Genomic DNA, 20,438 nt, shown 5'->3' on the forward strand with positions numbered 1-20,438 from the left:
AGGAGCTGAACACCATGGCACGTTTCACCGGTCGCACCGCGATCGTCACCGGCGCCGCACAGGGCATCGGCGCGGTCTATGCCGCTGCGCTGGCCGCCGAGGGCGCCAAAGTCGTTGTCGCCGACCTCAATGTCGAGCGCGGCGAGGAGGTGGCCAAGCAGATCGTCGCCGACGGCGGGGTGGCGGCCTTCCGGCGCGTCGATGTCGCCGATCCCGAATCCGCCGCCGCACTCGCGGAATTCACCGTCGCCGAGTTCGGCGCCATCAACCACCTGGTCAACAACGCGGCCATCTACGGCGAGATGAAGCTCGACCTGCTGCTCACCGTGCCGTGGGACTACTACAAGAAGTTCATGGGCGTGAACTTCGACGGCGCGCTCAATGTGACACGCGCGGTGTGGAAACCGATGATCGCGGCGGGCGGCGGCTCGATCGTCAACCAGTCCTCGACGGCCGCCTGGCTGTATTCGGGCTTCTACGGGCTGGCCAAGGTCGGCATCAACGGCCTCACCCAGCAACTCGCCACCGAACTGGGCGGTTCCCGGATCAGGGTGAACGCCATCGCGCCCGGCCCGATCGACACCGAGGCCACCCAGACCGTGACACCGGGAAACCTGGTGAAGGACATGGTGTCCCGCATCCCGATCAAGCGGATGGGCACCCCGCAGGACCTGGTCGGCGCCTGCCTGTACCTGCTCTCCGACGAGGCGAGCTGGGTCACCGGCCAGATCCTCAACGTCGACGGCGGGCAGATCATCCGATGACGACCGAATCCACCAGCGCCCCGGTCGGATTCATCGGCCTGGGCAAGATGGGCGAGCCGATCGCCCGCCGGCTGCTCGACTGGCCGGGCGGGCTCACGGTCTGCGATGTCAGGGCCGAGGTCACCGAACCGTTCGTCGCGGCGGGTGCGCGCTCGGTCCTCGATCCGGCACAGGTCGCGACCCACGCGCGGATCATCTGCGTGACCGTCGTCGACGACGCGCAGGTGCGCGAGGTCCTCACCGGCCCGGCCGGCATCCTGCGCACCGCCGCGCCGGGCACCGTGGTGGCCGTGCACTCCACCATCAGCGACCGGACGGCACGGGAGCTGGCGACCCGGTGCGCCGAGCACGAGGTCGAGTTCGTCGACGCGCCCGTCAGCGGCGGCGCGCCCGGCGCCATGCGCGGCAGCCTGGCCGTGATGATCGGCGGGAGCGCCGCCGCGGTCGATCAGCTCAGCGGCCCCTTCGGCTGCTTCGCCGATCTCATCGTGCACGCCGGTCCGGTCGGGGCGGGCACGCGAATGAAGCTGGCGCGCAACCTGCTCCACTTCATCTCCTTCACCGCGGCCGCCGAGGCGCAACGCCTCGCCGAGGCCGCCGGGATCGGGCTCGCCGACCTCGGCAAGGTGGTCCGGCACTCCGACGCGGTGACCGGCGGACCGGGCGCGATCATGCTGCGCGAGACCACCGCGCCGATCGACCCGGACGATTTCTGGTTCCCCATCCTCGGTCACGTCCGCGATCTCGGCGAGAAGGACCTCGCGCTCGCGCTCGAACTCGGTGACCGGCTCGGGGTCGAGCTGCCACTGGCCCAGCTCGCCCTCGCCCGACTGGCCGACGGGCTCGGCGTCGCCGAACCCGCGCTCGACAAGGAGACATCATGACCACCAACGGAGACACGCCGTCCGATACTCGCCTGCGTGGCCTGGCCAAGATGGGCGAGGTCTACGGCTGGGACTTCGCCGACGGCCCCGGCGCGCACTTCGCCGTCACCGCCGACCACCTGTTCGCCGACATCTGGTCGCGGCCCGCGCTGACCGTGCGCGAACGGCGGTTGCTGCTGCTGGGCGCCCTCACCGCGCAGGGCCATCTCGACATCGCCGAGATCCAGGTCGGCGCCGCGTTGCGCAACGGCGAGCTGTCCGAGGAACAGCTGCGCGAGATCGCGCTGTTCCTGTGCCACTACGTCGGCTGGCCCGCGGGGACCAAGCTCGACGGCACCGTCGGCAAGGTGATCGCGCAGGAGCGCAAAGCCGCGCGGCGTGCGGACGACGGGCAGCGCGGGACTGCCGAGTAACATTCGGACGCATGTCTGAAAGCGAGTCCATCAGTCTCGAAGCGACCCGGCGTCGATTGACCGGCAAACAGGCCGACACGGTCGACCGGTTGACCAGGGCCGCGCTGCTCGTGCTGGCCCGAGACGGCTTTTCCGGCATGACGATCCGGCTGGTCGCCGCGGAGGCGGGCGTGGCCACCGCGACCGCCTACACCTACTTCTCCTCCAAGGAACACCTCGTCGCCGAGATCTTCTGGCGCCGCCTGCTGGCCTCGCCCTCGCCGGCCAGCGAGGATCCCGACCCGACCGTGCGGGTACTGGCCGAGCTGCGCAACATCGCGCTGCTGGTGGCCGACGAACAGGCGCTGTCCGGCGCGGTCACCGGTGCGCTGCTCGGCCCTGACCCCGATGTCGAGCATCTGCGCACCCGCATCGGGATGGAGATCCGCGGCCGGATCGCGAAGGCACTGGGCCCGGACGCCGATACCGAGGTCATCGAATGGCTCGAGATGATCTACGCCGGTGCGCTGGTGCGGGCGGGCATGGGCTACGAGTCGTACTCCGAGATCGCGGATCGGATCGAGCGGGCCGCACTGCGGATCCTGCGACCGGCCTGAGGGGCGCGCGTCAGTCCGTCTGCCTGACCTTGATGGCGTCGTGGGAGATGTAGACGTCGTATTCACCGGGGGTGGCGATGACGGCATTGCCGTAGGCGGACTTGACGAACGGTGAGGTGAACCAGGCGCCGTCGTTCATGTCCTCGAAGAAGTCACGGTCGCCGCCGTTGAGCATGACGTGGTCCTGGGAGGTGGCCTTGCCGTCGATGCGCTGGCCGAACAGGCGGGTGATCTTGTAGCCGGAGTGGAAGCCCAGCGCGTTGACCCAGGGGTGCAGTTCGACGATGTTGGCCTGCAGTGCCCACAGGTCACCCTCGACGCGATGGGTGGAGCGGTGTTCGGTGCCCTCGTCGTAGAGGGTGAGTTCGAGATCGAGTTGATGTTGCTGTCCGGCAACGGGTTTCGCTATCACGTGCGCGGCTTTGATCTCGCCGGTGAGGCCGAGATAGGTCTGGAGCAGGGTCGCGATCCAGAGCAGCAGGACGGCGACCAGCAGCAGGGCGAGGCCGGGAACACCGCGCCCCAGTACCGCTTTCGGGCCGCGACGGCGGGTGGTCGCCAGCGCCGCCCAGCCGATCAGGGCGAGCGCCAGCGCGATCAGCGCGAGAAGGCCTACTTGGGCGAGCCCGAAGGTCACCGGGAAACTCATGCTCTCGGTATACCCCGAAAACGGCTGCGGCAGGAGGTATCCGGCTACTCCGATGCGTTCTCGGGAGCGGAACGGTACCGCAGCAGGGCCGCGATCGCGATCGCGCAACCGAGGGCCATGCCGACGGCGACCGTCGCGGGGACCGGTCCGCGATCCACGTCGACGGTGCGATACCAGGACGAGGAATAGGCGAGGTGGCCGAACTCGCTGTCGCTCAGCGCCACACCGATCGACGGCACGAACAGAACAGCCAGGCCGACGGTCGCCGACGCGGGACTCACCGGGACCGACGTGCCGACGCAATAGCCACTGACCAGGCCCAGCGCGAGGCAGCCGACGGTGACGGCCACGGCCGTCGGCGGATCGAACAGATCGGCGGCGAGCGTGAGCCCGGCCAGCACGACCACGCTCGCCGCCGCGAGCAGCGGGCGCGGCGCGCGCAGCCCGGCCAGCAGACCGACCGCGACGGCGGCGAGCGTGACGAGATCGACCCAGCCCGGCCGCGGCAGCGTGATGACCAGACTGCCCGCGACGGCGAACCCGGTCAGCGACAACACCAGGATCCCGTCGCGGCCGGGCAGGATCGCCGCGGCCGCCGTCGCGGCCGCGACCACCACCATCGCGCCGATGATCAGATGCGGCGTGCTGGTCTTGTGCGACGCCAGCGTCTGCGAGGTGATGATGATGGCCGAGAAGGCGACCACGGCGGCGAAGACGGGGGCGAGCGGGATCGCGGTGTCGATGCTCGCCCGCGGGGACGGCGGGTCGGTGACGGCGAGATAGCCGAGCGCGAGGACGCTGGCCGCGACGAACCACAGCGGCAGCGCGCCGCCGAGAACCCGGTCGAAACCGTCCGCGCGCGCATCGGTGGGGGACTGGGTGAGATCGCCGATGATGGTCGCGCCGACCGCCGCGAACAGATAGACGGTGCGCAGCAGGCGATCGTTCCAGGCCGCGACCGCGATGGCGCCGAAGGCGATGCCGGCGAGCAGGGCATCGATGAAATTCAGGGTCGGCAGCGAGAGATTGTCGAGTTGTCCGTCGCTGCTGTCGGGGATCAGGGCGAGATGGTTGATCAGGATGCCGGCGAGGGCGAGCAGCGCGGTCCAGCGGGCCGTCCGGATACTGCCCACGGCCATGGTGACCGCGGCGGTGATCACCGCGACGAACGCCGCACCCGTCATCGCGCGCGGAATGTTGAACACCAGCAGATCGACATGCACGGAGGCGGTGAGCGAAGCGAAGCTGATCGGCAGCATGACCGCGAGTACCGCGACCGAGGTCGCGACGAGGACCGTGAGTGCTTCGGCGGCGCGGCGCGCGGACATCGCTCGGGTCATGGCTCAGCGTAGCCAGCGGGTGAGCCGCCGAACGGCACGGCGTGAACGCGCGCCTTTCGTGTCGCGGCCATCGGCATGCGACGATGGACGAATCAGCATGTCAGACAGATGATCAGGAAGGTCGGTGGATGACCGGCGGCGTGGTGAGCTGGTTCGACAGCGGCAAGGGATTCGGGTTCATCACCCCCGACTCCGGCGGCCCCGAGGTGTTCGTCGAGTACACCGAAGTCGTGGGCGAGGGATTCCGCACCCTGCACGACGGGCAGCGGGTCGAATTCGGTATCAGGGAGACCCGGCGTGGTCCCGAAGCGCAACACGTACGGGTCGTGTGATCAGAAGGCCCAGACCGTGAATGTACCGGTCGGAAAGTATGACAAGAACAGGTTCCATCGGCGAATTGGCTGGTAGGAAATTTGCCGCACCAGAGTTATCGAAAAGTGCCTGGTCGGCCGCCTCGGTTCGGCCGCGAGCTGTGCCGCCTGGGTGACTGCACCAGCCGGGAAGTGGTGGACGTTGGGTTCCTCACAGTCGACGACATCGAGTGTGGAGGAATTCGTCGGATCATGGCATTGTGGAATGCGAGACCGGGTCCGGACTATTAGGACCCTGGCTCGTCTACAAGAAGGTTTTGGAAATGGCTCAGGGCATTGTGAAGTGGTTCAACAGCGAGAAGGGCTTCGGCTTCATCGCACAGGACGGCGGCGGACCCGACGTCTTCGTGCACTACTCGGCTGTCAGCGGCTCGGGCTTCCGCTCCCTCGACGAGGGACAGCGTGTGGAGTTCGAGATCGGTCAGGGCCAGAAGGGCCCGCAGGCACAGGACGTTCGCGTCATCTAGTTCCCGCGTCGACCAGCGTATGAGTTGAAGCTCCGCACCGGACCGGTGCGGAGTTTCTGCGTTTCCGGGGACCGTTCAGCCCGCGGCCAGCGCCTCGGTGCGGAAGAACTCGTCGGTGACCGCCCGTGCCGTCGTCAGGTCGCGTGGCTCGCGCGCGGCGAAAGTCTCTGTCGCCGTTCGGAACTCGCCGGTGATGAAGTCGGCGATGGCCGTCGGCGCCGCGCCGTTGCCCATCTCCCGTGTCCGCGACTTCAACGCGGTGAGCTCGGTGACCGCGGCGACGAAATCGGCGGGCAGCTCGCAGTCGGCCAGCAGGGTGGGCAGGTGCATCGGCGCCACCGCAACGCCCGGGTGCTCCCGCAACCAGCGCAGCGCCATCGCCGGGCGCAGCGAATAGAACACCTTCTTCAAGCCGCCGGTGCGTTCGGCCAGCGCCCACTGGCGCGCGCCCAGGTGCAGGTAGTGCCGGGCGACCCGGTCCCGATCGGCAACCTCGGCCGCCACCTCGCGCAAACGGGTGCGAAAGGCCTCGTCGCCGCGATAGACGATGGGTGACATCAGCCACTCTATGAGCACCGCGTTGCCCTGCACCAGCAGGCGCAGCGCCTTGGCCAGATCCCACCCGTTCACATCGAGCAGGCCGACCAGTGGGGTCTCGATCACATCGCGGGTACGCCACGGTGACAGGTAGGTCTGCAGCCCCGCCACATAGACGAAGCGGCAGTCGTAATCGGAGTCCGGCGAGGGGAAACCCCAAGCACGGCTGCCACTTTCGATGGCGAGGCGGATGGTCACGCCGTGCTCGGCCGCCACCCGGTCGAGCTCGGCGTCGACGGCGGCCACGACGGCCGGATCCATCGAGTCGGGGACGGTACGCAAGGACATGGCGTGATGGTAGAGGCCGCGGTGCCCGGGGTTCACCCGGTTTTCGGCAGGGGGGTAAGGGCACCCGAACCCCGGCGACTATTCTGGTCGGCGGTAACTGCCGACCCCCTTTCTTCCCCAGGAGTACCCCACAGTGAGCCAAGCAGGCCGTCCTGTTGTTCTGATCGCCGACAAGCTCGCCCAGTCGACCGTCGACGCGCTCGGTGACGGTGTCGAGGTTCGCTGGGTCGATGGCCCCGACCGCCCGGCCCTGCTCGCCGCGGTCCCCGAGGCCGACGCGCTGCTCGTGCGTTCCGCCACCACCGTCGACGCCGAGGTGCTCGACGCGGGCAAGAAGCTGCAGATCGTCGCCCGTGCCGGTGTCGGCCTCGACAATGTCGACGTGCCCGCCGCCACCGAGCGTGGCGTGATGGTCGTCAACGCGCCGACCTCCAACATCCACACCGCCGCCGAGCACGCCGTCACGCTGTTGCTCTCGGCCGCCCGCCAGATCCCCGCCGCCGACGCGACGCTGCGCGAGAAGACCTGGCAGCGCAGCAAGTTCAACGGTGTCGAGATCTTCGGCAAGACCGTCGGCGTGATCGGCCTCGGCCGCATCGGCCAGCTCTTCGCCGCGCGCCTTGCCGCGTTCGAGACCAAGATCGTCGCCTACGACCCCTACGTGTCGCCGGCCAAGGCCGCCCAGCTCGGCATCGAGCTGCTGACGCTGGACGAGGTGCTGCAGCGCGCCGACTTCATCTCGGTGCACCTGCCCAAGACCCCCGAGACCAAGGGCCTGCTCAACGCCGAGCGTCTCGCGCTGACCAAGCCGGGCGTCGTCATCGTCAACGCCGCGCGCGGTGGCCTGATCGACGAGCAGGCGCTGGCCGACTCGATCAACTCCGGCCACGTGCGGGCCGCGGGCCTCGACGTGTTCGAGACCGAGCCGTGCACCGACTCGCCGCTGTTCGACCTGCCGCAGGTCGTCGTGACCCCGCACCTGGGTGCCTCCACCTCGGAGGCGCAGGACCGCGCGGGCACCGATGTCGCCAAGTCGGTGCTGCTGGCGCTGGCCGGTGAGTTCGTGCCGGGTGCCGTGAACGTCACCGGTGGTGCCGTGAACGACGAGGTCGCCCCGTGGCTGGACGTCGTGCGCAAGCAGGGCGCGCTGCTGGGTGCCATCGCCAACGAGCTGCCGGTCAGCATCGAGGTGCAGGTGCGCGGCGAGCTGGCCGCCCAGGACGTGGCCGTGCTGGAGCTGTCCGCGCTGCGCGGGGTGTTCTCGGCGCTGGTCGAGGACCAGGTCACCTTCGTCAACGCGCCCTCGCTGGCCAAGGAGCGTGGCATCACCGCCTCGGTCACCACCGCCACCGAGAGCCCGACCCACCGCAGCCTCGTCGACCTGCGCGCCGTGTTCGGCGACGGTTCGACCCTGAACGTGGCGGGCACGCTGACCGAGCCGCAGCAGGTCGAGAAGATCGTCAACATCAACGGCCGCAACTACGACATGCGCGCCGAGGGCCTGAACCTGGCCGTGCTGAACTACAGCGACAAGCCGGGTGCGCTGGGCAAGATCGGCACCAAGCTGGGCGAGGCCGAGATCGACATCCTGGCCGCGCAGCTGAGCCAGGACGTCGACGCCGAGGGCGCCACCGTGGTGCTGCGCGTCAACGCCGAGGTTCCGGCCGAGGTGCAGGCCTCGATCGCCGAGGCCGTCGGCGCGTCGAAGGTCGTCCTGGTCGACCTGGCCTGAGTTGTATCGTCCCGGTCTCCGGGACATCGGCAGCTGCGCGCCGTCACCCCACGGTGGCGGCGCGCAGCCGTATCCCCGGCGGCGCGGGCCGTGACCGGGCAGCGCATCACATCGAACGGAGCAGTTCATGAAACTCGCAGTTATCGCCGGTGACGGCATCGGTCCCGAGGTCATCGCCGAGGCGCTCAAGGTGCTGGACGTGGTCTCGCCCGGTGTCGAGAAGACCGAGTACGACCTGGGTGCGGCGCGCTACCACCGGACCGGGGAGATCCTGCCGGAGTCGGTGCTGCCCGAGCTCAAGCAGCACGACGCCATCCTGCTCGGCGCGATCGGCGATCCGTCGGTGCCCAGCGGTGTGCTCGAGCGCGGGCTGCTGCTGAAGACCCGGTTCGCGCTGGATCATCACGTGAACCTGCGGCCGTCGAAGCTGTTCCCCGGCGTCACCAGCCCGCTCAGCGGCAACCCGGACATCGACTTCGTGGTCGTGCGTGAGGGCACCGAGGGGCCCTACACCGGCACCGGCGGCGCGATCCGCGTCGGGACCCCGCACGAGGTGGCCACCGAGGTCTCCAACAACACCCGCTTCGGCATCGAGCGTGTGGTGCGCTACGCCTTCGCCGCCGCGCAGGCCCGCCGCAAGCACCTGACCCTGGTGCACAAGAACAACGTGCTCACCTTCGCCGGGTCGCTGTGGCAGCGCACCGTCGACGAGGTCGCCACCGAGTTCCCCGAGGTGCAGACCGCCTACCAGCACATCGACGCCGCCACCATCCACATGGTCAACGATCCGGGCCGCTTCGACGTGATCGTCACCGACAACCTCTTCGGCGACATCATCACCGACCTGGCCGCCGCCGTCAGCGGTGGCATCGGCCTGGCCGCCTCCGGCAACATCGACGCCTCCGGCACCAACCCGTCGATGTTCGAGCCGGTCCACGGCAGCGCCCCCGACATCGCGGGCCAGTCCAAGGCCGACCCCACCGCCGCCATCCTCTCGCTCTCGCTGCTGCTCACCCACCTCGGCAACACCGAGGGCGCGGCCCGCATCGAGTCCGCCGTCGCCAAGGACCTGGCCTCGCGCACCGGTACCGCCTCCACCGTCGAGGTCGGCGACCGCATCGCCGCCATCGTCTGAGCAAGCGCACGCGAGAAGGCCCGCACCGTCCACGGCGGTGCGGGCCTTCTGCTGTTCGGTAGTGCCGCACCGGGTTTCGTTCGAGCGGCGAAAACCTGTGCGGGGCGGCTATTTTCCCTTGGCGTGGGGGACCAGGGGGATCGCGGCCGCCGCGGCGACCGCGGCGATGGCGTAGACGACCGGGAAGCCGGTGACGGTGATGACGGCGCCGAAAACCGGTGGGACGGCGGCGATCGCGAGATTCTGGCCGGTGTTCTGGATGCCGAGGCCGCGGCCGCTCCAGAAGGGGCCGGCCTTCTCGGCGACGGCGGTGAAGGCGAGGCCGTTGTCGGAGACCGAGATCACCGAGGCCGCGATCATCAGCGGGACTGCCAGCCACCACCATTCGGTCCACGCCGTGATCGACAGGGCGGCCATCGCGACGACGGCGGCGATGGCGACCTGGCGCAGCGGACCAAGGCGGCTGCCGACCCGGTCGGACCAGGCGCCCGCGCCGATTCGCCCGGCGGCGCCGAGGAATTGGGTGACGGTCATCAGCAGGCCGGCCGCGGCCAGCGACCAGCCCAGGTCGACGTGCAACCACAGCAGGGCGAAGGTCCACAGGGTGGCCTGGGGGAAGACCAGCAGGATCGACACGGCGTGGATGCGCCACAGGGTGGAGTCGCCGCGGTAGGGATTGGCGCGATCGGCGGCCTTGGTGGGCGGGCGCGGCGGGTCGACGATGCCGACCAGGCAGCCGATCGCGGCGGCACCGGCCAGCAGCGCGGGGACCAGCAGCGCGGCGGCGATGCCGTGGTGCGCGGCCACCCAGGGGATGGTCAGCGCGCCGATGCCGACGCCGAGGGGCTGCGCGGTCTGGCGGATGCCCATGGCCAGGCCGCGCCGGTCCGGCGGGAACCAGCCGACGATCACCCGGCCGCTGGCTCCGTTGGAGCTGGCCGCGCCGACGCCACCGAGGAACAGCAGGACACCGAAGGCGATCGGATCGTCGACCAGCGCGGCGGCCACCCCCGCCACGAACATCAGCGCCGTGCCCGCGACCAGCACGACCCGTTCCCCGATCCGGTCGACGACATAGCCCCACGCGATCAGCGTGCACACCAGGCCGATGGTCGGCAGCGCGACCAGCGCGCCCGCGGCGACCAGCGAATCGCCGCGGGCGGTGAGCGCGGGCAACAGGAACGGGGTGCCGTGGATGAAGATCGAGCTCGAGGTCTGGGCGAACACGCCGAGGGCGAGCATCAGCCAGCGTCTGCCGTCACCGATTCGGGTCACCTCGGCCGTCGGCCGCACCTCTGTCATGATTCACACCCCGTCGATTGCCCGCTCGTATCTCAATATTTGAGATCGAGGTCTCATCAGATGAACATCGAAGATCACGCTACACCCGTGACCGCCGAATGTGCCCTCGGGTATCGGTGTCTGACAGGTCACATCCCGGGTGGGCGGTGGGAGCGGCGAATACCGCAGGCGGGCAGCGTCTTCGAATCACATCGGTGTGAGTTCGGCCACGGCGCCCCGGCCGGCCCGGCGGCGGATCCCTGACGTGTCCCGGGTGCGTTCGGGCAGGTGGAAACGCCTCGATAGACTCCGGGAATGCGCTTAGGTCGAGTTGCCAGTCCCGATGGAGTCGCGTTCGTCAGCATCGAGGGTGACGGCGGCGACGCCACCGCCAAGGAGATCGCCGAACACCCGTTCGGCTCGCCCACGTTCACCGGACGGAGCTGGCCGCTGGCCGATGTCCGCCTGCTGGCGCCGATCCTGGCGAGCAAGGTGATCTGCATCGGCAAGAACTACGCCGCCCACGCGGCCGAGATGGGTGGCGAGGCGCCGGTCGACCCGGTGATCTTCCTCAAGCCCAACACCTCGATCGTCGGCCCGAACGCCCCGATCATCCTGCCGCCCAGCTCTTCTCAGGTCGATTACGAGGGCGAACTGGCCGTGGTGATCGGCCGTCCGTGCAAGGACGTGCCCGCCGCCAAGGCCGCCGAGGTGATCCTGGGCTACACCGTCGCCAACGACGTCACCGCCCGTGACCAGCAGCGCCACGACGGGCAGTGGACCAGGGGCAAGGGCTACGACACGTTCTGCCCGCTCGGTCCGTGGATCGAAACCGCCATCGACCCAGCCGATCTGGCGATCGTCACCGAGGTCGACGGCGAGGTCCGCCAGCGCAGCCGCACCTCGCTGTTCCTGCACGACATCCCGAAGATCATCGAGTGGATCAGCGCGGTGATGACGCTGCTGCCCGGTGACGTGATCCTCACCGGCACACCGGAAGGCGTCGGTCCGCTGGCGGCCGGGCAGAACGTGTCGGTCACCGTCGAGGGCATCGGCACCCTCACCAATCCTGTTGCCACCAAGCGCTGATACCGCGGAGAAGAGAGTCATGACTGAAGTACGGGTCCGTTTCTGCCCGTCGCCGACCGGCACGCCGCACGTCGGCCTGATCCGCACGGCGCTGTTCAACTGGGCCTACGCGCGCCACCACGGCGGCAGTTTCGTGTTCCGCATCGAGGACACCGACGCCGCACGCGATTCCGAGGATTCCTACCGCGCGCTGCTGGACGCGCTGCGCTGGCTCGGCCTCACCTGGGACGAGGGCCCCGAGGTCGGCGGCCCCTACGAGCCCTACCGGCAGTCGCTGCGCCGCGACCAGCATCTCGACGTGGTGGCGAAGTTGCTCGCGGCCGGTGAGGCCTACGAGGCATTCTCCACACCGGAGGAAGTCGAGGCTCGCCACAAGGCCGCCGGGCGCGATCCGAAACTCGGCTACGACAATTTCGATCGTGACCTGAGTGCCGAGCAGATCGCGGCGTACAAAGCCGAGGGACGCCCGGCGGTGGTGCGCCTGCGGATGCCCGCCGAAGATCTCAGCTGGAATGATCTCGTCCGCGGGGAAACCACCTTCAAGGCGGGAACCGTCCCCGATTTCGCGCTCACCCGCGGAAATGGCGACCCGCTCTACACACTGGTGAATCCGGTGGACGACGCGTTGATGCGGATCACCCATGTGTTGCGCGGCGAGGACCTGCTCTCCTCGACCCCCCGGCAGCTCGCGTTGTACGCCGCGCTGCAGCGTATCGGGGTCGCCGAGTTCACGCCCGAGTTCGGCCATCTGCCGTTCGTGATGGGCCAGGGCAACAAGAAGCTGTCCAAGCGCGATCCGGAATCCAATCTGTTCCTGCATCGCGATCGCGGATTCGTTCCCGAGGGTTTGCTGAATTACCTCGCCCTGCTCGGCTGGAGTATCGCCGAGGATCGCGATGTGTTCTCCATGGCGGAGATGGTGGCGGCATTCGATATTTCGACGGTGAATTCGAATCCGGCGCGATTCGATCAGAAGAAGGCCGACGCCATCAATGCCGAGCAGATTCGTTTGCTCGAGCCGGGTGATTTCGGCCACCGTTTGCGCGAGTACCTCACCGCGCACGGGCACATCGGCGCCGATGTCGACGAGAAGACCTTCCTGGCCGCCGCCGAACTGGTGCAGACCCGCATCGTGGTGCTCGGTGACGCGTGGGGCCTGCTGAAGTTCCTGTTCGTGGCGCCCGCGGAGTTCGCGATCGATCCGGCGGCGGGGACGAAGAATCTCGGCGCCGAGGCCGACCAGGTGCTCGACGCCGCGATCGCCGCGGTGGAGCCGCTGACCGAATGGACCACCCCGGCGCTGGAAGAGGCGCTCAAGACGGCGCTGATCGACGATCTCGGGCTCAAGCCGCGCAAGGCGTTCGCGCCGGTGCGGGTGGCGGTCACCGGCTCGCACATCAGCCCGCCGCTCTACGAGTCGATGGAACTGCTCGGCCGTGCGGCCTCGCTCGAGCGGCTGCGCGCGGCCCGCGGGTGGGCACCGGCCGCGGAGTAGGCCATCGGGAGCGGGTGCGCCACCGGTCGCACCCGCTCCCGCCAGGCGCCGAAAGTGGCCAAAAAGTAGCCTCTGACCAGCCGATTTGTAGTTCACCCCATGGGTTGGGGTAATCTTCTTCTCGCCGCGGAACACGGCCTCGCAACACCGACAACCAGCCGGTGGAATGCAAGGTCGGACGTTTCCATCCTTGGGGTATGGTGTAATTGGCAACACAGCTGATTCTGGTTCAGCCATTCTAGGTTCGAGTCCTGGTACCCCAGCAAGGTTTCATCTCGGTGAGATCAGTCCTGGCCCCGTCGTCTAGCGGCCTAGGACGCCGCCCTCTCAAGGCGGTAGCGCGGGTTCGAATCCCGTCGGGGCTACAACAGAAAGACCCCCGGTCGAATACAACCGGGGGTCTTTCTCGTTCACAACCGCTTGTGCAATGCCTCCGCCGCGGCGACCAGATCGGCGGCCCAGCGCGCGCCGGGCCTGCGACCCATCCGGTCGATCGGGCCCGAGACCGACACCGCGGCGACCAGCAGGCCGCCGGCATCGCGCACCGGCGCGGACACACTCGCCACGCCCTGGGCGCGCTCGGCGGCGCTCTGCGCCCAGCCCCGCTTGCGGACCTCCGCCAGCGCCCGTTCGCCGAACACAGCGTCGGCCAGGACGGTGCGCTGCAGCTCCGGATCCGACCAGGCCAGCAGCACCTTGGCCGCCGACCCCGCGGTGAGCGGCAGGCGGGAGCCGACCGGGACCGTGTCGCGCAGGCCGACCGGCGGTTCCAGCGCGGCCACACAGACCCGCGCGTTGCCGTCGCGGCAGTACAACTGGACACTCTCGCCGGTGATCTCCCGCAGACGGGGCAGAATGGCCCCTGCCGCCTCCACCAGAGGATCGGCGACCCCCGCCGACAGTTCGGTCAGCGCGGGGCCGGGACGCCACAGCCCGTTGCCGTCACGAGCCAACAGCCGATGCGTCTCCAGCCCGACCGCCAGTCGATGCGCCGTGGCGCGGGGCAGGCCGGTGCGGGTGCACAGGTCGTTGAGACCGCATGGCTCGTCCGCGACGGCGTAGAGCACCGCCACGGCTTTGTCGAGGACACCGATACCGCTATGCTGTCTCATAGAACGATACTAACGTCTCATATCTTGAGATTCCAACCATGCCCGTCGAAAGGTGATCAAGCAATGGCCGAGCGCGCCCGCACACTGGCCGAGAAGGTGTGGGAACAGCACGTCGTCGCCCGCGGTGACGGCGAAGGTTCCTCTCGCGAACCCGACCTGATCTACATCGATCTGCACCTCGTCCACGAGGTGACCAGCCCGCAGGCCTTCGACGGGCTACGGGCCGCGGGCAGGCCGGTGCGCCGCCCCGATCTCACCATCGCCACCGAGGACCACAACGTCCCCACCGCCGACATCGACAAGCCGATCGCGGACCCGGTCTCGCGCACCCAGGTGGAAACGCTGCGGCGCAACTGCGCCGAGTTCGGCGTGCGCCTGCACCCGATGGGCGATCGCGAGCAGGGCATCGTGCACGTCGTCGGCCCGCAGCTGGGCCTGACCCAGCCCGGCATGACCGTGGTGTGCGGCGACAGCCACACCTCCACCCACGGCGCGTTCGGCGCGCTGGCCATGGGCATCGGCACCAGCGAGGTCGAGCACGTGCTGGCCACCCAGACGCTGTCGCTGCGCCCGTTCAAGACGATGGCCATCACCGTCGACGGCGAATTGGCGCCCGGCGTCACGAGCAAGGACCTGATCCTGGCCGTGATCGCCGAGATCGGCACCGGCGGCGGCCAGGGCTATGTGCTGGAGTACCGCGGCGAGGCGATCCGCACGCTGTCGATGGAAGCGCGGATGACGATCTGCAACATGTCCATCGAGGCGGGCGCCCGCGCGGGCATGATCGCCCCCGACGAGGTGACCTACGAATTCCTGAAGGGCCGCCCGCACGCGCCGCAGGGTGCCGACTGGGACGCCGCGGTGGCCGCCTGGGACGCGCTGCGGACCGACGAGGGCGCCGAATTCGACGCCGAGGTGCACATCGACGCGAGCGCGCTGACCCCGTTCGTCACCTGGGGCACCAACCCGGGCCAGGGTCTGCCGTTGGGCGCCAATGTGCCCGACCCCACCCAGATCGCCGACGAGAACGAGCGTGAATCCGCCGAGAAGGCCCTGCGGTACATGGACCTGATCCCGGGTCAGCCGTTGCGCGAGGTGAGTGTCGACACCGTATTCGTCGGTTCCTGCACCAACGGCCGTATCGAGGATTTGCGCGCGGTCGCCGATGTTTTGAAGGGACGCCACGTCGCCGACGGAGTGCGAATGCTGGTGGTACCTGGCTCTATGCGAGTACGCGCACAGGCGGAAAAAGAAGGACTCGGTGAGATTTTCACCGCGGCGGGCGCGGAATGGCGGCAGGCGGGCTGCTCGATGTGCCTCGGCATGAATCCCGACCAGCTCGAGCCGGGGCAGCGCTGCGCCTCCACCTCCAACCGCAATTTCGAAGGCAGGCAGGGCAAGGGCGGTCGCACCCACCTGGTCTCGCCGCTGGTCGCCGCCGCCACGGCGGTGCGCGGCACCCTGTCCTCGCCCGCTGATCTGGCCTGAGCGCCGAAGATCGCCACGATCGAAGGAGAATCGTTATGGAAGCCTTCACTGTTCACAAAGGCATCGGGGTGCCGCTGCGCCGGTCCAATGTCGACACCGATCAGATCATCCCCGCCGTTTACCTGAAGCGCGTGACCCGCACGGGTTTCGAGGACGGCCTGTTCGCGGGCTGGCGCGCCGACCCGGACTTCATTCTGAACACCGAGCCCTACCGGCACGGCAGCGTGCTGGTGGCCGGTCCGGATTTCGGTACCGGGTCCTCGCGAGAGCACGCCGTGTGGGCACTGTCGGACTACGGCTTTCGGGTGGTCATCTCGTCGCGTTTCGCCGACATCTTCCGCGGGAATGCGGGTAAGGGCGGTGTGGTCGCCGCGCAGATGTCACAGAACGATGTCGAAATGCTGTGGAAGCTCATCGAGGAACAGCCCGGCCTCGAATTGGTTGTCGACCTGACCGCACGCACCGTGACAGCGGGAACCGTCGTGTTGCCGTTCGATATTGACGACTACACGCGGTGGCGTCTGCTGGAGGGTTTGGACGACATCGGGCTGACCCTGCGGCAAGCCGACGTCATCGGCGAGTTCGAAAAGGGAAGGCCGTCATGGAAACCCGTGACGCTGCCGGAGCCTATTTCGCAGGCGTAATCACCGGGGGCGATTGGCGGCGCATCCCCTGGGGGCGGTAGCTGGACGTGTGCTAAACCACATGAATTTTGGCGTGGCACATAGACTCTTGCTCAAACTGGGTTTACCGTGGTACCTAGTCGGTCCGACGACGGGCCATTAGTCTGCGGAGGATTCAATGAACAAGGCGGAACTGATCGACGTTCTGACCGAAAAGTTGGGTACGGACAGGCGTACGGCTACCGCGGCTGTCGAGAACGTGGTCGACACCATCGTCCGTGCCGTGCACAAAGGTCAAAGCGTCACCATCACCGGATTCGGTGTGTTCGAACAGCGCAAGCGTGCCCCCAGGGTTGCCCGTAACCCGCGTACCGGAGAAACCGTGAAGGTGAAGGCGACTTCGGTGCCCGCCTTCCGGCCGGGCGCTCAGTTCAAGGCGGTCATCGCGGGTAAGCAGAAGCTGGCCTCGTCCGGCCCCGCCGTCAAGCGTGGCGTGAACGCGCCGGTGGCGGCGAAGAAGGCGGCGGCCAAGAAGACCGCGGCCAAGAAGACGGCAGCCAAGAAGGCCACGCCGTCGAAGGGTCCGGCCAAGACCACCGCGCGCAAGGCCGCGACGAAGGCTCCCGCCGCCAAGAAGACCACGGCAGCCAAGAAGACCGCCGCCAAGAAGACCACGGCGGCAAAGAAAGTGACCGCGGCGAAGAAGGCTCCGGCCAAGAAGGTCACCGCCGCGAAGAAGGTGACGGCGGCCAAGAAGACCACGGCCGCCAAGACCACAGCGAAGAAGGCTCCCGCAAAGAAGACTGCAGCGAAGAAGACAGCCGCCCGTCGTGCTCGTTGATCCCGCCGCAGCGGGATCGGGTCGGGGAATGTGCACGTAAGCCGCATCACCCACCACTGGACCGAGAACGGCCCCGTCGAAAGCGGGGCCGTTTCGGCTGTTTCGGGGGTGTTCGCGCGACTCAGGCGGTGACGATTCCCGTCGAGAGCGAACGATCCATATGGTGCGCCGCGACCAATCGGTCTGCGGTGAACGACAATGCCCAGACGCTGCCCTTGCGATTGCGCGCCGGCGGCAGGGTGAGCCCGCCGCGCTCGGCCAGCCACTGCGTCAGATCCGGAATCACTCCGCCCTGACTGCACACCACCGGCACACCCCGATCCGTTACCAACGACAGAAATCGTTGCCGCGCCGAGCCTTTCGCTGAATCGTAACCTTGCTCGGAAAACATTGGCTCGCAATTGATTTCGACGTTGAGCTGTTCCGCCAACGGGGTAACGGTTTGGATACAGCGCAGTGGATCGGCCGAATGGATCTCGGATGCGCCGAACGCCAGCAGATTCGGCGTCAGCGCCTTCGCCTGCTGTTGACCGGCGGCCTCGAGCGGGCGCGCGAGGTCGGGGCCGTCGAACTGATCGCGCTTGCCCGCCTTGGCGTGGCGCACGAGCAGCACCGTGCTCGTCTGGGCGGGCAGCCGGGCGAACATCCGAACGACCTGGCGGTCCATCGGATACGACAGCTGGTCCATCACCTGATCGAGCGGGAACCAGCGCAGCTGGTCGACTTCGGCGTTGACGGTGAACTCACCGGGCGCGGCCTGGGCGGCCCAGTAGTCGACCCGCTTGAGCTGGCGGTGCCCCGGGATCGGATAGGTGACGTGGCCAAGATAGCGGCCCAGCGTGCACGGAAGGCCGGTCTCCTCGGCCACCTCGCGCACCGCCGCCACCACCGGGGTCTCGCCGGGGTCGAGTTTGCCCTTGGGCAGCGACCAGTCACCGTATTTCGGCCGGTGGATGACGGCGATCTCCGGTCCCGCCGCGCTCTCGCGCCACAGGACCGCACCGGCGGCATGGATGTTCGGGCGCACCCGCGGATCCCGGATCGACCCGCCCTGCTGCGGGCTCACGGCTGATCGGGTCGACGCAGCCGCATGAGGAACGCCTGGTGGTCGCGCACCTGGCTGGCATCGGCGTCGGTCGGACTCGCCTGCCAGGTGCCGTCCGGTAGCAGGACCCAGCAGCGCGTCATCGGGTCGAGCGCGGAATCGAACACGGTGGCGAGCTGTTCGGTGAGCCGGGGATCCTTGACCTGCACCATCACCTCGACGCGCCGGTCCAGATTGCGGTGCATCATGTCGGCGCTGCCGATCCAGGTCTGGTCCTGGGCTCGGAACGAGATCACCCGCGAGTGTTCGAGGAAGCGGCCCAGGATCGAACGCACCTCGATGTTCTCGCTCAGGCCCGGCACGCCGGGGCGCAGACCGCAGATGCCGCGCACCACGATCTGCACGGGCACTCCGGCCTGGGAGGCGCGGTAGAGCGCGTCGATGATCTGCTCGTCGACGATCGCGTTGGCCTTGAGCCGGATCCGTGCGTCCTCGCCCGCGCGGGCCAGTTCGATCTCCCGGTCGATCCGTTCGATGATCCCGGCCCGTACCCCGAGCGGGGCGACCATCAGATTGCGGTAGTCCTCCTTGCGGGAGTAACCGGTCAGCGAATTGAACAGGTCGGTCAGATCGGCGCCGATCTCCGGTGCCGCGGTGAACAACCCGACGTCCTCGTACAGGCGCGCGGTCTTGGGGTTGTAGTTGCCGGTGCCGATGTGGCAGTAGCGCCGGATCGTCGAGCCCTCGCGGCGCACCACCAGGCAGGTCTTGCAGTGGGTCTTCAGGCCGATCAGGCCGTAGACCACGTGCACGCCCGCCTGTTCCAGCGCGCGGGCCCACTTGATGTTGGCCTGCTCGTCGAAGCGGGCCTTGATCTCGACCAGCGCGACGACCTGCTTGCCCGCCTCGGCGGCCTCGATGAGCGCGTTGATGATCGGGGAGTCGCCGGAGGTGCGATACAGGGTCTGCTTGATCGCCAGCACCTGCGGGTCGGCCGCGGCCTGTTCGATGAAGCGCTGCACGCTGGTGGAGAACGAGTCGTAGGGGTGGTGCACCAGGACGTCGCCCTCGCGCAGCGCGGCGAACACATTGCGCGGGGTCTCGCGCTCGCCGAAGGCCGCCGGGGTGGCCGGAACATACGGCGCGTCCTTGAGTTCGGGCCGGTCGACGCCGTAGACCTGCCACAGGCAGGACAGGTCGAGCAGCCCGGGCACCTGGATCACGTCGGCCGGGTCGACCTCGAGCTCACGTAGTAGCAACTCCAGCATGTGTTCGGTCATGTCGTCGGAGACCTCGAGCCGCACCGGCTTGCCGAAGCGGCGGCGGGCGAGTTCGCGCTCCATCGCCTGCAGCAGGTCTTCGTCGCGGTCCTCGTCGACCTCGAAGTCGGCGTTGCGGGTGATCCGGAACGAATGGGTCTCCACCACGGTCAGACCCGGGAACAGCAGATCCAGGTGCGCGGCGATGAGGTCTTCCATGGGCAGGAACGCCGCGATCGCCGAGGGCGCCGCGGTGCGCCGGACGCGGACGAAGCGGTCGACATTGTCGGGCACCTTGACCCTGGCGAAGTGCTCGCCGCCGGTGCCCGCGTCCTTCACCGTCACGGCGAGGTTGAGACTCAGGCCGGAGATGTAGGGGAAGGGGTGCGCCGGGTCGACGGCCAGTGGCGTGAGCACCGGGAACACCTGGTCGGTGAAGTGGCCCGAAAGGCGTTGGCGCTCCTCGTCGTCGAGGTCGGCCCAGCCGATGATGTCGATGCCCTCGCCGGCCAGCGCCGGGTTCACCGCGTCGATGAAGACGTTGGCGTGGCGCACCGCGAGTTCCTGGGCGCGGGTGGTGATCATCTCCAGCTGCTCGGACGGGGAGCGGCCGTCGGCCGAGCGCACCGAGAGCCCGGTCTCGGCGCGGCGCTTGAGCCCGGCGACCCGGACCATGTAGAACTCGTCCAGATTCGAGGCGAAGATCGCCAGGAACTTGGCCCGTTCCAGCAACGGCAGCGACGCGTCCTCGGCCAGGGCGAGGACGCGGGCGTTGAAGTCGAGCCAGCTCAGTTCGCGGTTGAGGTAGCGATCTCGGGGCAACCGTTGGGTGGTCGCGTCACCGCCCGTGGCTGTGGCGGCCGCAGGTGGCGGGGAAATCGGGGGCTGCTTGATGGTTTCCGTATCGCTCACGAGTTCAATCATCCCTCGAGGACGGGAGTGCCCGCAGCATGACACCGACCGGTTCGT

The 20,438-nt window shown here is 68.4% G+C and carries 20 protein-coding genes and 2 tRNA genes; 15 read left to right on the top strand and 7 right to left on the bottom strand.

Translation table 11 applies throughout. The annotated features are described in order from the left end of the window. The first annotated feature begins 14 nt into the window (after positions 1 to 14). The 4 genes from ACFVVM_RS20900 to ACFVVM_RS20915 are packed head-to-tail and all read left to right on the top strand — an operon-like array spanning position 15 to position 2,657. Positions 15 to 764, top strand: coding sequence for an SDR family oxidoreductase (locus ACFVVM_RS20900; protein WP_387620643.1), 750 nt, complete (start codon positions 15 to 17; stop codon positions 762 to 764). Next, positions 761 to 1,648, top strand: a complete 888-nt coding sequence (locus ACFVVM_RS20905) for an NAD(P)-dependent oxidoreductase (protein ID WP_387620645.1) — start codon at positions 761 to 763, stop codon at positions 1,646 to 1,648. Before ACFVVM_RS20900 ends, ACFVVM_RS20905 begins: the two co-directional genes overlap by 4 nt. After that, complete coding sequence (locus tag ACFVVM_RS20910) at positions 1,645 to 2,061, top strand: carboxymuconolactone decarboxylase family protein (protein ID WP_387620648.1); 417 nt, start codon at positions 1,645 to 1,647, stop codon at positions 2,059 to 2,061. Before ACFVVM_RS20905 ends, ACFVVM_RS20910 begins: the two co-directional genes overlap by 4 nt. A gap of 11 nt (positions 2,062 to 2,072) precedes the next feature. Beyond that, entirely contained in the window at positions 2,073 to 2,657 is a 585-nt protein-coding gene (locus tag ACFVVM_RS20915) for a TetR/AcrR family transcriptional regulator (protein ID WP_387620651.1), read from the top strand. A 10-nt stretch (positions 2,658 to 2,667) separates the two neighbouring features. On the opposite strand, the gene ACFVVM_RS20920 is transcribed toward ACFVVM_RS20915, so the two are convergent. After that, positions 2,668 to 3,306: a hypothetical protein gene (locus tag ACFVVM_RS20920; RefSeq protein WP_387620654.1), complete on the bottom strand. Its 639-nt coding sequence runs from the start codon at positions 3,304 to 3,306 to the stop codon at positions 2,668 to 2,670. Between the two features lie 44 nt (positions 3,307 to 3,350). Then, complete coding sequence (locus ACFVVM_RS20925; protein ID WP_387620657.1) at positions 3,351 to 4,646, bottom strand: hypothetical protein; 1,296 nt, start codon at positions 4,644 to 4,646, stop codon at positions 3,351 to 3,353. Positions 4,647 to 4,774: 128 nt separating this feature from the next. Between ACFVVM_RS20925 and ACFVVM_RS20930 the strand changes: the two genes are divergently transcribed. Further along, positions 4,775 to 4,978 (top strand): cold-shock protein, encoded by a 204-nt coding sequence (locus ACFVVM_RS20930; RefSeq protein ID WP_387620660.1) that lies wholly within the window; start codon positions 4,775 to 4,777, stop codon positions 4,976 to 4,978. A gap of 302 nt (positions 4,979 to 5,280) precedes the next feature. Further along, on the top strand, positions 5,281 to 5,484 hold the full coding sequence (locus tag ACFVVM_RS20935) for a cold-shock protein (protein ID WP_019048280.1): 204 nt from the start codon (positions 5,281 to 5,283) through the stop codon (positions 5,482 to 5,484). Positions 5,485 to 5,559: 75 nt separating this feature from the next. Here the strand turns inward: ACFVVM_RS20935 and ACFVVM_RS20940 are convergent, their stop codons facing one another. Beyond that, the gene (locus ACFVVM_RS20940; RefSeq protein ID WP_387620663.1) at positions 5,560 to 6,369 is read right to left on the bottom strand and encodes a DNA polymerase beta superfamily protein; all 810 of its coding nucleotides are present in this window, start codon (positions 6,367 to 6,369) and stop codon (positions 5,560 to 5,562) included. A 133-nt stretch (positions 6,370 to 6,502) separates the two neighbouring features. On the opposite strand from ACFVVM_RS20940, the gene serA reads away from it, so the two are divergent. Together serA and ACFVVM_RS20950 are read left to right on the top strand one after the other, a co-directional pair. Further along, entirely contained in the window at positions 6,503 to 8,101 is a 1,599-nt protein-coding gene (serA, locus tag ACFVVM_RS20945; RefSeq protein ID WP_387620665.1) for a phosphoglycerate dehydrogenase, read from the top strand. Positions 8,102 to 8,228: 127 nt separating this feature from the next. Then, positions 8,229 to 9,236 carry a 3-isopropylmalate dehydrogenase gene (locus ACFVVM_RS20950; protein ID WP_387620667.1) on the top strand — a complete coding sequence of 336 codons (1,008 nt, stop codon included), beginning with the start codon at positions 8,229 to 8,231 and terminating at the stop codon, positions 9,234 to 9,236. Positions 9,237 to 9,344: 108 nt separating this feature from the next. Here the strand turns inward: ACFVVM_RS20950 and ACFVVM_RS20955 are convergent, their stop codons facing one another. Further along, a complete protein-coding gene (locus ACFVVM_RS20955) occupies positions 9,345 to 10,538 on the bottom strand; it encodes an MFS transporter (protein ID WP_387620670.1) in 1,194 nt (397 codons plus the stop codon). Positions 10,539 to 10,832: 294 nt separating this feature from the next. On the opposite strand from ACFVVM_RS20955, the gene ACFVVM_RS20960 reads away from it, so the two are divergent. The 4 genes from ACFVVM_RS20960 to ACFVVM_RS20975 all read left to right on the top strand — a co-directional run bounded on the left by ACFVVM_RS20960 (position 10,833) and on the right by ACFVVM_RS20975 (position 13,466). After that, on the top strand, positions 10,833 to 11,606 hold the full coding sequence (locus ACFVVM_RS20960) for a fumarylacetoacetate hydrolase family protein (protein WP_387620673.1): 774 nt from the start codon (positions 10,833 to 10,835) through the stop codon (positions 11,604 to 11,606). A gap of 19 nt (positions 11,607 to 11,625) precedes the next feature. Then, a complete protein-coding gene (gene gltX, locus ACFVVM_RS20965) occupies positions 11,626 to 13,101 on the top strand; it encodes a glutamate--tRNA ligase (RefSeq protein ID WP_387620676.1) in 1,476 nt (491 codons plus the stop codon). A gap of 191 nt (positions 13,102 to 13,292) precedes the next feature. After that, a tRNA-Gln gene (locus tag ACFVVM_RS20970) sits at positions 13,293 to 13,364 on the top strand. A gap of 29 nt (positions 13,365 to 13,393) precedes the next feature. Further along, positions 13,394 to 13,466: transfer RNA gene (locus ACFVVM_RS20975), tRNA-Glu, on the top strand. 45 nt (positions 13,467 to 13,511) lie between these two features. Here the strand turns inward: ACFVVM_RS20975 and ACFVVM_RS20980 are convergent. Continuing rightward, positions 13,512 to 14,213 (bottom strand): IclR family transcriptional regulator, encoded by a 702-nt coding sequence (locus ACFVVM_RS20980; protein ID WP_387620678.1) that lies wholly within the window; start codon positions 14,211 to 14,213, stop codon positions 13,512 to 13,514. Between the two features lie 63 nt (positions 14,214 to 14,276). Between ACFVVM_RS20980 and leuC the strand changes: the two genes are divergently transcribed. The 3 genes from leuC to ACFVVM_RS20995 all read left to right on the top strand — a co-directional run bounded on the left by leuC (position 14,277) and on the right by ACFVVM_RS20995 (position 17,165). Further along, positions 14,277 to 15,701, top strand: coding sequence for a 3-isopropylmalate dehydratase large subunit (gene leuC / locus ACFVVM_RS20985; RefSeq protein WP_387620681.1), 1,425 nt, complete (start codon positions 14,277 to 14,279; stop codon positions 15,699 to 15,701). Between the two features lie 35 nt (positions 15,702 to 15,736). Then, positions 15,737 to 16,345 (top strand): 3-isopropylmalate dehydratase small subunit, encoded by a 609-nt coding sequence (gene leuD, locus ACFVVM_RS20990; protein WP_387620683.1) that lies wholly within the window; start codon positions 15,737 to 15,739, stop codon positions 16,343 to 16,345. 157 nt (positions 16,346 to 16,502) lie between these two features. Further along, complete coding sequence (locus tag ACFVVM_RS20995; RefSeq protein ID WP_302869721.1) at positions 16,503 to 17,165, top strand: HU family DNA-binding protein; 663 nt, start codon at positions 16,503 to 16,505, stop codon at positions 17,163 to 17,165. Between the two features lie 121 nt (positions 17,166 to 17,286). Here ACFVVM_RS20995 and ACFVVM_RS21000 read toward each other — a convergent pair whose 3' ends face one another. Together ACFVVM_RS21000 and ACFVVM_RS21005 are read right to left on the bottom strand one after the other, a co-directional pair. Continuing rightward, a complete protein-coding gene (locus ACFVVM_RS21000) occupies positions 17,287 to 18,231 on the bottom strand; it encodes an NUDIX domain-containing protein (RefSeq protein WP_387620687.1) in 945 nt (314 codons plus the stop codon). Further along, a complete protein-coding gene (locus tag ACFVVM_RS21005; RefSeq protein WP_387620690.1) occupies positions 18,228 to 20,393 on the bottom strand; it encodes an RNA degradosome polyphosphate kinase in 2,166 nt (721 codons plus the stop codon). Before ACFVVM_RS21005 ends, ACFVVM_RS21000 begins: the two co-directional genes overlap by 4 nt. Positions 20,394 to 20,438 lie beyond the last annotated feature (45 nt).

Source organism: Nocardia sp. NPDC058176 (assembly GCF_042883805.1).
Lineage (GTDB): Bacteria > Actinomycetota > Actinomycetes > Mycobacteriales > Mycobacteriaceae > Nocardia.

Coding starts and splice junctions, on each gene's coding strand:
- ACFVVM_RS20900 (WP_387620643.1), top strand. CDS start 15: ATGGCACGTTTCACCGGTCGCACCGCGATCGTCACCGGCGCCGCACAG.
- ACFVVM_RS20905 (WP_387620645.1), top strand. CDS start 761: ATGACGACCGAATCCACCAGCGCCCCGGTCGGATTCATCGGCCTGGGC.
- ACFVVM_RS20910 (WP_387620648.1), top strand. CDS start 1,645: ATGACCACCAACGGAGACACGCCGTCCGATACTCGCCTGCGTGGCCTG.
- ACFVVM_RS20915 (WP_387620651.1), top strand. CDS start 2,073: ATGTCTGAAAGCGAGTCCATCAGTCTCGAAGCGACCCGGCGTCGATTG.
- ACFVVM_RS20920 (WP_387620654.1), bottom strand. CDS start 3,306: ATGAGTTTCCCGGTGACCTTCGGGCTCGCCCAAGTAGGCCTTCTCGCG.
- ACFVVM_RS20925 (WP_387620657.1), bottom strand. CDS start 4,646: ATGACCCGAGCGATGTCCGCGCGCCGCGCCGCCGAAGCACTCACGGTC.
- ACFVVM_RS20930 (WP_387620660.1), top strand. CDS start 4,775: ATGACCGGCGGCGTGGTGAGCTGGTTCGACAGCGGCAAGGGATTCGGG.
- ACFVVM_RS20935 (WP_019048280.1), top strand. CDS start 5,281: ATGGCTCAGGGCATTGTGAAGTGGTTCAACAGCGAGAAGGGCTTCGGC.
- ACFVVM_RS20940 (WP_387620663.1), bottom strand. CDS start 6,369: ATGTCCTTGCGTACCGTCCCCGACTCGATGGATCCGGCCGTCGTGGCC.
- ACFVVM_RS20950 (WP_387620667.1), top strand. CDS start 8,229: ATGAAACTCGCAGTTATCGCCGGTGACGGCATCGGTCCCGAGGTCATC.
- ACFVVM_RS20955 (WP_387620670.1), bottom strand. CDS start 10,538: ATGACAGAGGTGCGGCCGACGGCCGAGGTGACCCGAATCGGTGACGGC.
- ACFVVM_RS20960 (WP_387620673.1), top strand. CDS start 10,833: ATGCGCTTAGGTCGAGTTGCCAGTCCCGATGGAGTCGCGTTCGTCAGC.
- gltX (WP_387620676.1), top strand. CDS start 11,626: ATGACTGAAGTACGGGTCCGTTTCTGCCCGTCGCCGACCGGCACGCCG.
- ACFVVM_RS20980 (WP_387620678.1), bottom strand. CDS start 14,213: ATGAGACAGCATAGCGGTATCGGTGTCCTCGACAAAGCCGTGGCGGTG.
- leuC (WP_387620681.1), top strand. CDS start 14,277: ATGGCCGAGCGCGCCCGCACACTGGCCGAGAAGGTGTGGGAACAGCAC.
- leuD (WP_387620683.1), top strand. CDS start 15,737: ATGGAAGCCTTCACTGTTCACAAAGGCATCGGGGTGCCGCTGCGCCGG.
- ACFVVM_RS20995 (WP_302869721.1), top strand. CDS start 16,503: ATGAACAAGGCGGAACTGATCGACGTTCTGACCGAAAAGTTGGGTACG.
- ACFVVM_RS21005 (WP_387620690.1), bottom strand. CDS start 20,393: ATGATTGAACTCGTGAGCGATACGGAAACCATCAAGCAGCCCCCGATT.